This window comes from Sphingobacterium sp. IITKGP-BTPF85 (genome assembly GCF_001006065.1).
GTDB lineage: Bacteria > Bacteroidota > Bacteroidia > Sphingobacteriales > Sphingobacteriaceae > Sphingobacterium > Sphingobacterium anhuiense.
The window spans coordinates 1-10,074 of record NZ_ASZT02000168.1 but is presented as its reverse complement, the minus strand read 5'-3'; the positions used below and the strand labels follow the sequence as shown (position 1 = coordinate 10,074).

The 10,074-nt window shown below is 33.5% G+C and carries 11 protein-coding genes and 1 pseudogene; 11 read left to right on the top strand and 1 reads right to left on the bottom strand.

All coding sequences use genetic code 11. From position 1 onward, the window contains the following. Nucleotides 1-261: 261 nt before the first annotated feature. Complete coding sequence (locus L950_RS22115) at nucleotides 262-849, bottom strand: hypothetical protein (RefSeq protein WP_021190291.1); 588 nt, start codon at nucleotides 847-849, stop codon at nucleotides 262-264. Between the two features lie 574 nt (nucleotides 850-1,423). Between L950_RS22115 and L950_RS22110 the strand changes: the two genes are divergently transcribed. From L950_RS22110 to L950_RS22065, 11 genes and pseudogenes are all read left to right on the top strand, one after another. Further along, nucleotides 1,424-2,359 carry a hypothetical protein gene (locus L950_RS22110; RefSeq protein ID WP_021190290.1) on the top strand — a complete coding sequence of 312 codons (936 nt, stop codon included), beginning with the start codon at nucleotides 1,424-1,426 and terminating at the stop codon, nucleotides 2,357-2,359. A 305-nt stretch (nucleotides 2,360-2,664) separates the two neighbouring features. Further along, nucleotides 2,665-3,414 carry an AraC family transcriptional regulator gene (locus L950_RS22105; RefSeq protein ID WP_197086629.1) on the top strand — a complete coding sequence of 250 codons (750 nt, stop codon included), beginning with the start codon at nucleotides 2,665-2,667 and terminating at the stop codon, nucleotides 3,412-3,414. Further along, nucleotides 3,375-3,536 (top strand): helix-turn-helix domain-containing protein, encoded by a 162-nt coding sequence (locus tag L950_RS37565; protein WP_410528153.1) that lies wholly within the window; start codon nucleotides 3,375-3,377, stop codon nucleotides 3,534-3,536. The genes L950_RS22105 and L950_RS37565 overlap by 40 nt, the downstream gene beginning before the upstream one ends. A 117-nt stretch (nucleotides 3,537-3,653) precedes the next feature. Then, nucleotides 3,654-4,804: pseudogene (locus L950_RS22100) on the top strand (TCR/Tet family MFS transporter). Nucleotides 4,805-5,363: 559 nt separating this feature from the next. Further along, on the top strand, nucleotides 5,364-6,254 hold the full coding sequence (locus tag L950_RS22095) for a helix-turn-helix domain-containing protein (protein ID WP_031288458.1): 891 nt from the start codon (nucleotides 5,364-5,366) through the stop codon (nucleotides 6,252-6,254). A gap of 66 nt (nucleotides 6,255-6,320) precedes the next feature. After that, complete coding sequence (locus L950_RS22090; RefSeq protein ID WP_021190288.1) at nucleotides 6,321-7,319, top strand: DUF6268 family outer membrane beta-barrel protein; 999 nt, start codon at nucleotides 6,321-6,323, stop codon at nucleotides 7,317-7,319. Between the two features lie 49 nt (nucleotides 7,320-7,368). Continuing rightward, nucleotides 7,369-7,773 (top strand): hypothetical protein, encoded by a 405-nt coding sequence (locus tag L950_RS22085; protein ID WP_031288457.1) that lies wholly within the window; start codon nucleotides 7,369-7,371, stop codon nucleotides 7,771-7,773. Beyond that, a complete protein-coding gene (locus L950_RS34350) occupies nucleotides 7,760-8,146 on the top strand; it encodes an SDR family oxidoreductase (RefSeq protein ID WP_231577784.1) in 387 nt (128 codons plus the stop codon). Before L950_RS22085 ends, L950_RS34350 begins: the two co-directional genes overlap by 14 nt. Nucleotides 8,147-8,202: 56 nt before the next feature. Further along, on the top strand, nucleotides 8,203-8,673 hold the full coding sequence (locus L950_RS34345) for a hypothetical protein (RefSeq protein ID WP_231577783.1): 471 nt from the start codon (nucleotides 8,203-8,205) through the stop codon (nucleotides 8,671-8,673). A 59-nt stretch (nucleotides 8,674-8,732) separates the two neighbouring features. Next, nucleotides 8,733-8,918 carry a hypothetical protein gene (locus L950_RS22075; RefSeq protein WP_021190286.1) on the top strand — a complete coding sequence of 62 codons (186 nt, stop codon included), beginning with the start codon at nucleotides 8,733-8,735 and terminating at the stop codon, nucleotides 8,916-8,918. A 528-nt stretch (nucleotides 8,919-9,446) separates the two neighbouring features. Beyond that, nucleotides 9,447-9,935 (top strand): GNAT family N-acetyltransferase, encoded by a 489-nt coding sequence (locus tag L950_RS22065; protein WP_021190285.1) that lies wholly within the window; start codon nucleotides 9,447-9,449, stop codon nucleotides 9,933-9,935. Nucleotides 9,936-10,074 lie beyond the last annotated feature (139 nt).

The following is a 10,074-nucleotide window of genomic DNA, read 5'->3' as shown; positions in this document are numbered from 1 at the left end:
TGTACTTGGTAGGCCGCATACGATTATTTGAACTAATACAGATGAAGTAATAGGGAGCTAAAAGCTTAGGAAAATCAAATAGATCCTTTAAAATATAGAAGGCCATTCTGTCGAGAGTGGCTTTCTATATTTATATCGATGCAGTTTGGGCTTTATCAAACCCGACCTTGTTACATTAGTCAATAAAAGCTGTAGGTGGAAAGTATTTCAGTCGATGAACGCGTACAAGTAATTGATTGTTTAATCATATATTGTAAGTCGCTAACGAAGGATTGTTGCATTTTTTCTATATTCTTTTAATTCAAAGTCGCTATGACTTCCTTTATCATATAATACGTAAAATCCTGTCGTCATTAACAATTTATTATGGGGAACTCCAATGACTGTGTTTTCTTTTTTTGCATAGTCTACTTGGTTTCCAAATTTGCCATTTAAAAAGCTTGGTATATTTTTAATCATAAGAAACCTTTCTATGGAAGGTAAAAATGTATCAAAATCAATGTTATAATAATCATCAATTTTAATCATTGGATGTTCTTCTTTTTTAGGCGATGGCAGTATGGTATCATACCATTTTAAAGGTCTTTTATTTATGATTACAGGGTCATTATTTAAAAAAATTCTGTATTCCTTATTATGATATTCGCCATCAAGCGGGGGGGAATTAATATAAAATATAGCCTCTATAGAATTCCAGGATACTACAATATCCTTAGAATAGGTAATGACCGTATAAGCATCGTTATTATATGATAATTTTCCTTTATACTTATTAGCCTCTTTTTCAGTTTTAAATATTCCAATACCTTTAAAAGATGAAATAAATACAAAAATAAAAACAGCTATCACTATAAATACAATTCCCCATATAAAGTATTATTTACATTATTTATATAGAATTTATAAAGTAATCCACAACTGATTAAAATAATAATGAATGAATAACTAGCACTTAAATAGTTTGGTTTCATATAATCTAATCTTTACCAATTCGTCTTTACTATTTATACGAGGGCGATATCTTTTTCTAATGTAATAAAAAACAGTCAAAGCCCATAGATTCATCTCTCCCTTTCCTTCATGCACCAAGTTTTTCAAATTGACATAAGTTAAGGATAATTTATAATTGTTAGTTAGATCTCCCTTGTGATCGGAGAAGTCACAATTGCAGATGCCGTGCTGGATATGATTGTGCATACTTCACATCCTATTGAATTTAAAGGGAATGTCTAAGAAAAAAAAGGTAATATTGTCAAGTTACTGATAAAAATCATTAGATAACCAAAATCAGGGAAGTGAAGTATCATAGGAATGGGGGCAGTATTATCGGAATATATCTATTTTTCCTCCTTCATAAATACCAAATTCTTTAGCTTAAAAGGTTAGACCGACACATATAAAAATATAGAATTGTGAAAAAATATTGTTTATTTATCATGCATTACTTGCGGTAACTTATTCCAACGGGCAAGGTAGAAAGACAGAACTTTTAGATAGATTAAAATCCAGTTTGGAACAGAATAACTATGGCATTCAAACGACTTTTTATTATCCGACAGAAATCTCAATAAATGATTATCCAGTATTTCGAGGGCTTGAATTCTTCGGAAATACCATTCCGAATTTTATTGACATAGCGATTGACAAAAATGGAGAGCAAGAATTAAAAGTGTTGATTGATTTGACAAATTACAAAAAACAAGGAAAACCGATTTTAGAAATTCTATTGGTCAAGTCAGCTAAAGGGGTATCGATCATTTCAAATAAATCCGATTTTCCTGAAGAAAATATTTTAGTAAATTATCAATTATCTGATGATGATATAACCCAAGAAAACATTAAGAATGGTTACTTTTTGAAAACCATAAAGTTTAAAGCTAAAGTTCCTATCGAACTATCTACCTTAAATAAATCAGTTCAGTTGACAAATTCGAAGGAATTACTTGATAAACTCTATAATGCTGTTGCTAAACTAACAAAAGGCATAAATGATAGAGATAGCAATAATGTTTTGGAAATTATCCAAAGCGCTGAATTTGAAGTAGCACAATTACGAGGAATGAAAAAAGAATGGATGTTAACCGAAAGAAAAGCATTATTATCAAATACTTTTACATTGTTGCCAAAAGATAGTTGTGAAGTCAAAATTTATGGAAACGGAACTAGGGCAACGCTAGTTCAAAAGAATCTAGAAATAATCAAGAAATCTGCCATAACCTCTAACTTTACTAAAGAAAATTATCCCAAAGGTAGAGTTGTTCAATTTTATAATTTTTATTACAATATACCAAAAGGAAAGGATGAATTAGAACTAATACGGTTTGACGGTTATGCAATAACTAAATACGGAAAGAAATAAACACGCCTACGGCGTTAACTTTCTTCAATTTTGAGGTTTTATCAAGTTGGAAAGTAGGAAGCGGGTTCGTGAAAAAAGACGATGTAAAAGCATTTTTCGAATTATCGAATAATATTGATCAAGAGATCTATAAAAACCTCTGATCGCAGTATCAAGTGGAAAGTCAATATTGTAATTCTCAAATTTATCAATTATTGAAATCATTTCATCTATAATTTTGCAATTTTATTGTGTTTACATACAATTTGTAAGGTACTATCTGGACGCCACTTGCTATAGGTGTGTTTTTTTTCCGACATTTGAACATGGCTCTATTTATAACTTTGGATAATGTCTATAAATTATATGATCTCGATCCTTCGGAAAAGACGGAAGGGATAGTAATTCTTAGTCAGCAAAACGACCCAAATAAGAAATTTACAAGTCATAGTCGTCTGTTTGATGGTTTATTATTGGGATTTATGATAAAAGGATCCATGAAATCGCAAATCCATTTTCTTGAATATGAAATAAACGCAGGTGATATTGCTGTTTTACAACCGCAATTGATGATCGAAACAAAGTCATTGAGTGAACATGCAGAAATAATAACAATTGGTCTTTCATTAGATTTTATTACAGAATTTCCCATTCTACGTGAGTTTGTCATGAATGATCAAATTAGATGGGAACCAATTGTAAGGCTTCAGCCCGACGAAATAAAGCTTCAACATGATTTACTCACACTTATACAAAATTTCTATCATAAGAAAGCGAGTCCAAATAAGACACAAATGCTACGGCATCTTGTTCTAGTTTTAATAAGTATGATTTCTGAAATATATTCTAATTTACCTCATAGCAAAAGCGTAGTAAAGAGCCGCAAACATGAGATCATAGATGATTTTTATCTCCTTATTGCTAAGTATGCTAACCAGCATAGAAGCGTTGCATTTTATGCTGAAAAACTTCATTTAACACCGCAGTATCTTTCCAGTTTTCTAAAACAGAAAACTGGAAATCTGCCTTACAATGGATTGATCATCTCACCATTCTACATGCTAAAACATTACTAAAATCCTCTAGTCTATCCATTAAAGAAATAAGCAATGAACTTCATTTCGAAGAAACAAGTGTTTTTTGCAGATATTTTAAAAGAGCAGTTGGAATATCGCCTAAAACTTACAGAAATGAATAATTAATGATAGTTGTTTTTTAACCGTTATTGATGGTTAAATAAGATCAACTTTCAGATTGTATGTAAATACCATTAAATTGTCAATACCTTCCTTTTGTCTCTTTTTACTTTTACTGCATGAGAAAAACAGATAAAAAAGCGGCCATAGGATTTATATTTATCACATTGTTGATTGATATTACAGGTTGGGGAATTATACTTCCAGTAGTTCCAAAACTCATCGGAGAATTTATTCATAGTGACCTTAGTGAAGCCGCCAAATATGGTGGATGGCTCGGATTTGCGTATGCTATCACCCAATTTATATTTGCGCCTATAGTGGGAAATCTTAGTGATCAATATGGAAGGCGCCCAATCCTTTTAATTTCTCTTTTTGGATTTGCAGTTGACTATATGCTGTTAGCATTTGCACCATCCATGGGTTGGTTATTTTTTGGAAGAATCATTGCTGGGCTTACAGGGGCAAGTATTTCCACAGCAAGTGCGTACATTGCAGATATATCCACCGATGAAGATAGAACGAAAAATTTCGGCCTAATCGGAGCTGCTTTTGGATTAGGATTTATTATAGGCCCGGTAACTGGCGGTTTACTTGGTATTATGGAACTCGAGTTCCCTTTTATGCAGCAGCTTTGCTATGTATGGTGAATTTTCTTTATGGGTTATTTGTACTACCAGAAAGTTTAGATAAAGATAAACGTCGTTCATTTGACTGGAAACGAGCAAATCCCATCGGTACATTTAATTTTTTGAGAAAACAGTCAAAAATATCAAATCTTATTTTTGCTTTAATTCTGGTCTACATCGCTCTTCATGCAGTACAGAGTAACTGGCATTTTTTTACCATGTATAAATTTAATTGGACAGAGCGAGTTGTAGGTCTATCACTAGGTTTACTGGGTTTATTGACCGGATTAGTACAAGGACTCTTAATAAGATGGACCACTCCCAAATTAGGAGAACAGAAAAGTATCTATTTTGGGTTATTATTATATGCATTGGGTTTAATGTTATTTGCATTTACTAATGAAGGATGGATGCTGTTTATTTTCCTCGTACCCTATTCTTTAGGAGGAATATGCGGACCGGCACTACAATCAATAATAAGTAAAAATGTTCCTTCAAATCAACAAGGTGAGCTTCAAGGGGCATTATCCAGTCTAGTGAGTGCGACTTCAATAGTAGGTCCTCCGATTATGACAAACCTATTCTATTATTTTACACATGATAAAGCACCGTTTAAGTTTTCTGGAGCACCATTTTTTTAGCTTCCGTATTAATGTCAGTTAGTGCAATTATTATTTATTTTGCTTTTCGACGAAAAAACAAACAGTAAGCTAGGGTTAGAAAAATAAAATAATTTCATCGATCCATTTCCCTCATTCACCGAGTTTTTTATTGTGTTAGTATAATGGTCATAGAGTAGGGATGAATTACACCCTACTTTTGAATCAACAATTGCTTAAGCAAAGCATCAAGGTTTGAGTTGGGGGATGTGGGGCTGATGCAATTAGAAACAAAAACTAACATTGTTAATATGTTTGAAATAACATTATAAACGATCTTCAATGAAGAAAAATCATGTTAAAAATAAATTTCATTATGAATCTACTATTAAAATACGATAGGTATATCACTGCAATAGCAAATAAAGTCCCCAGTATGTAGCTGAGCATTTTTTTTTATGATTTTATTTGCAGTTCAAAAATATGAAAAAAGGAAAAATGAAATTATTTTATCAATAAAAACAATGATGGTAAATCTAAATTCCGTTCATTTGCTAATAAAAGTTTATACTTGATATCATTTATCCTATAGTTTTGTGCTGTGTCTAAAATAAAGAGAATAACTCCAACAGATTTCAGGGGGCAGTTTATGTCAGAGATGTCAACTGACTTTGCAATTTTAAGAACCCCTGTTCAGATACATGATATTGGAAAAACATCTGGTTTCATTAAAGTCCCCACGCCATTACATAGACCCGAATTCAATTTTATTGTTCATATTACAAGAGGAAGTGCAAAACAACAGGTCGATGCTAATTTGGTGTCAATAAAACAAGATGAAATCTTATTTGTCAAACAAGGGAACGTAACTTCATTGAAGGAAGTAAGCCCAGATGCCGCGGGACACATGATCTTATTTGAAGACCAGACACTCAATCAATTGCTGTCAAAGCAGGAACTCATTAAAATCTTTTCTGCTAATACAGTTATTCATTTACCAGAGGAGAGTAGCGCATGGTTAACATCTCTGTTTGAACTATTGAATATTGAGATATATTATCCCAATCCGAATCTTGGCATTTGTTATTCTCTATTACAGGCAGGACTTCAGAAGATTTTTACTTCCAGTAAAGAACTGAATAAAAGTATCAACCGGAGTGCAGAAATTACTTTTAACTTTAAGGAGTTGGTTTACAAACATTATCTGCAACATAAGTCGATCTTATTTTATGCCGGTGAACTGTCTGTTTCTGAAAATTATCTCCACAGATGTGTCAAGGAAACCATTGGTGAAAGTCCAAAGGAATGGATCAATAAAGTCAGTATCTTGCAGAGCCAGCTCCTTTTACAGGACCTGACCAAGAGTATTTCTGAAATTGCTTTTGAGCTTAATTATGGCGATCCTAGCTACTTTGGACGCTTATTTAAAAAAATAACTGGAGTAACCCCCTCGGAATATAGAATTACCTTTATGCAGGATTTGTCCGAGTAAAGAGTGGTTTAGTTTTAAAGCAATTCTTGTTTTCAGTCCACCTTTGTATTATTAAATCCAAAGAAAATGAAAACATTAATTTCTATTAGAAACTTCGGTATCAGGACTGGCCTCCAAATTACCTTTTATTGTAAATACAAAGTCATAACCAAATGGCCATATTTTTGTATTCTTATCTTAGCGCTCCTCTTTTCAAATAAAAGCTATAGTCAGATTATTCAAGATGTTGGAGGGATTGCCACCACTGTTCATAGTAAAGCTAACTTCAAAGATTTGCCACAAGAAAGTTCCCTTTCAGGAAATAAATTTCAACTGAATACCTATGATGTATGGCTGCCAATTCCCCCTGTAAAAATAGGCAAAACAAGCATTTTTAGTAATTTGAATTATCGTTTAATGGATTTCAATTATGACAACGAAACGATTGATGATCCCAACCGGATTGAAAGAATTCATGAGATAAAATCGGTAATTATTATCCGGCACCCGATTTCGAGTAAATGGTCTATTTTGGGAATCGCAATGCCAACCCTAGCTACGGATTTTAAAAAATCTCTTTCCTTTGATGATCTGATTCTGGACGGAATACTTGGTGTATCGAAAAAATTTGGAACTGCATCGAATCTCGAAATAGGATTAGGTGTTCATGCCTTACATTCTTTCGGAGAGACTTTAATTACTCCAGGAATATCAATTGATTATCGAAGCAACGACAACAAATGGTTAGCCCAGTTTTATTGGCCTAGATTAAACGTACTTTATAATGTGAGTCCAAACACACAGGTAGGTTTGGCGGGTTCAATAGACTGGACTCGATTTAACTTAAAAAATTATCACGGTTATAGTGGTAAGGAAGTCGATTATGCGCAGTTCTCCACTATACATGGCGGTCTACAGGTACATCAACACTTGATAGGAGGGGTCTGGCTTCAGGTACAAGGTGGAATGGGACTGTTGAATCGTTATGAGCTATTCGACAGCACACAAAAGACAGTGAATGATTTCGCTATTTCTAACATGGCTTATGGAAAAGCTGCACTGAGCTATCGTATTGATAGGAGATAAATAATTATCCATTAAATACACAGATGAAAATAACTATTCTTACTATCATATGAAAAATAGAGATTGTCCCCCTTCAGATTTCAGCCTGCGCTTACTGATGGTTGCAGCTATTCCCGCTTATGTATTTCCTGCCTTAATGTCTTTTATATCAGCTTTTTTCTTCAAAACTGATCTTATGATGGCAAGCTACACGACTATAGGATTATCCTCGCTGCTGTCAACGATACTTAGCTTTATTATACTTTGGCAATTCGAGCTGAGACAGCTATTCGTGCGAAAAAAGTGGGTAGGATCCCTTTTGATTATTCTGTTAATGATTGGTCTGGGGATGTTGTGCACATCGTTATTTAAACTTCAATCAGAACGCTTTAATATAATAACCTCAGCATTTCTAGGTGCAACAATATTAACAATCCGTCAACATATAAAAAATTATAAAAATGAAAAAAATTAAGCCGACCATAGTTGTTTTTGGATGTACAGGTACAGTTGGAAGAGAAGTAATGCGTCAACTAAAAGATTCTGATTGTATAGCAAGAGGGGTTCTCAGAAGTCCTGAACGACCTTATCCTGTACTGATAGGTACCCAACCTTCGAATATAACCTATGTTAGTGCCGACTTAAATTCAAGGGGCCAACTTAAAGAAGCTTGTATTGGGGCAGATGCATTGTTTCTTTTAACTGCAACATCTCCAGATCAGGTTGAACAGGAAATTAATATAATTGATGCTGCCAAACAAAGTGGTATAAAACGAATCGTTAAATTGTCTGCACCTGTAGTTCAGTCTCCTGCCAAAGTGAAGGTAAGCCAATGGCATAGTAAGTAGAGGACTATCTTTCACAAAATATGGATGATTTCTGTTGCTTAAGACCGCATTCATTTATGCAAAATTGGGAGCGAAATGCACTAACAATTCAATATTTTGGTAAAATTTACGGAGCTTTAGGTCATGCTAAGCGAAATTACGTTGATAGCCGTGATGTAGCAACGATCGCAGTAAATTATTTATTGGCAACGGATGAATTAAAGCAACGGTCAATTGTTCTTGCAGGGCCTCAAGCTATTACGAACCTAGAAATGGCCGCAAAATTATCGCACATAACATGTCGTAAAATCGAATATGAGGATATTACGCCTGACGAATTATTTAGTCGATTAACTAAAAAATCAAAATTACCTAGATGGCTGGCGACTCATATTGTTGAACTTGATGATCTGGCAATTAAGGTTCCGGAGCCGGAGAGCGATAATATTACTGCCTTAATTCTCAGAAAGCCACGTATTATGGATGAATACCTGCAAGAATATCGGCATCTTTTTAAAAGAAAGCCTCTTTGGAAGCTATTGTTTTAGAGCGTATACTCCATTATGTATTTGGCTAACAGTATATTTGAGATTCCGTTAATATTTATTTGAAAAAGCAAAAAGGAGAGCAGCTCAACTGTAAAACCAGTACCACCATCTTACAGGAGTCAGTTGACTATATGATTGCTAAAGTAACCATGGAGTTTGAAAACTTTACCAAAACCGATCTCGTGACATTAGTCAATGAAGGCGGTAACTGGAAAGTATCACAATCGATCAACTCGTACAAGTAATTTACTGTTTAATGATATGTTTAGTTAAAGCCATGTCTTGAGATGTGGCTTTTGTTTTCATTTTGCATAGCAAGACCACGTTCACAAAGTATTGAATATCTTTTATTGCTTCCCGATAATAAACAATGTTAAGTGACTTTGATACAAAGAAATCTATAGCTGGAATAACTCGCAATAATGTCGACATCATAATTTATTTTAATTCGTTGCTTTATGTCAATTCTACAGTAGAATGAAGTTACATCGGCTTAATTTGTCATTTCTAAAGCTGTTGCATAGCGTAAAACTTAACCGTGAGCAAGCATTTATATTACTTCTTTCAGAACTTGTTAAATGAGAAAAAGATTGTAGTTTTGACTTGGTTAGATTTGATAATATCTTTCAACTAGGATAGGGAAAATTAAGGTTAATGCTATTTAAAGCTACACACAACTGTAGGAAGTTTTAGGTTAAATAACCATATTTTAAAATGATTATTAGTTTAAGCTCTGCAAGCATAAATTTCAAAATAGAACGATAGTTAACGAAATGATTAGAAAAGCAATTCAAAGCGATATTATTCAAGCGTCAAAGGTGCTGGAGGAGGTAAAGATGGATATGTTGCGTGAAGGTGTTGATCAGTGGGATCAAGAATATCCTAATGAGGTGGTACTTACACAGGATATTGATAAGGAGCAGGCATTCATTTTTGAAGAGCAGGGCGAGCTAGTCGCGTATATGGCTCTAAATGAAAAATGTGATGAAGAATATAATGACTTAAATTGGAATACCAGCATTCCCTTTCTAGTGATTCATCGTCTATATGTAAAACCAGCTGCTCAAGGAAAAGGAATTTCTAGTAAAATGATCAGATATGCAGAACAATATGCTGTTGAACACAAATACCAATCCATTCGTTTTGATGCTTTTTCATTAAATGAAACGGCCAATACCGTTTATTTAAAAAAAGGATATGATCTGGTGGGCACTGTTAATTTTCGAAAAGGAGTTTTCAATTGTTATGAAAAGGCGATTTAGCTCTTAATAATTTAGGATTAAAATAACTTATGAAAAATATTTTTGTAATAAATGGTAGTGCGAGTAGCTATTCCTCAAATCAAAAACTTATAAAATTAATTGTTGACTTTACACAGGATACTCTAAATATCAAAGTTTT

Coding starts and splice junctions, on each gene's coding strand:
- L950_RS22105 (WP_197086629.1), top strand. CDS start 2,665: ATGGCTCTATTTATAACTTTGGATAATGTCTATAAATTATATGATCTC.
- L950_RS22090 (WP_021190288.1), top strand. CDS start 6,321: ATGAAAACATTAATTTCTATTAGAAACTTCGGTATCAGGACTGGCCTC.
- L950_RS22085 (WP_031288457.1), top strand. CDS start 7,369: ATGAAAAATAGAGATTGTCCCCCTTCAGATTTCAGCCTGCGCTTACTG.
- L950_RS34350 (WP_231577784.1), top strand. CDS start 7,760: ATGAAAAAAATTAAGCCGACCATAGTTGTTTTTGGATGTACAGGTACA.
- L950_RS34345 (WP_231577783.1), top strand. CDS start 8,203: ATGCAAAATTGGGAGCGAAATGCACTAACAATTCAATATTTTGGTAAA.
- L950_RS22065 (WP_021190285.1), top strand. CDS start 9,447: ATGATTAGAAAAGCAATTCAAAGCGATATTATTCAAGCGTCAAAGGTG.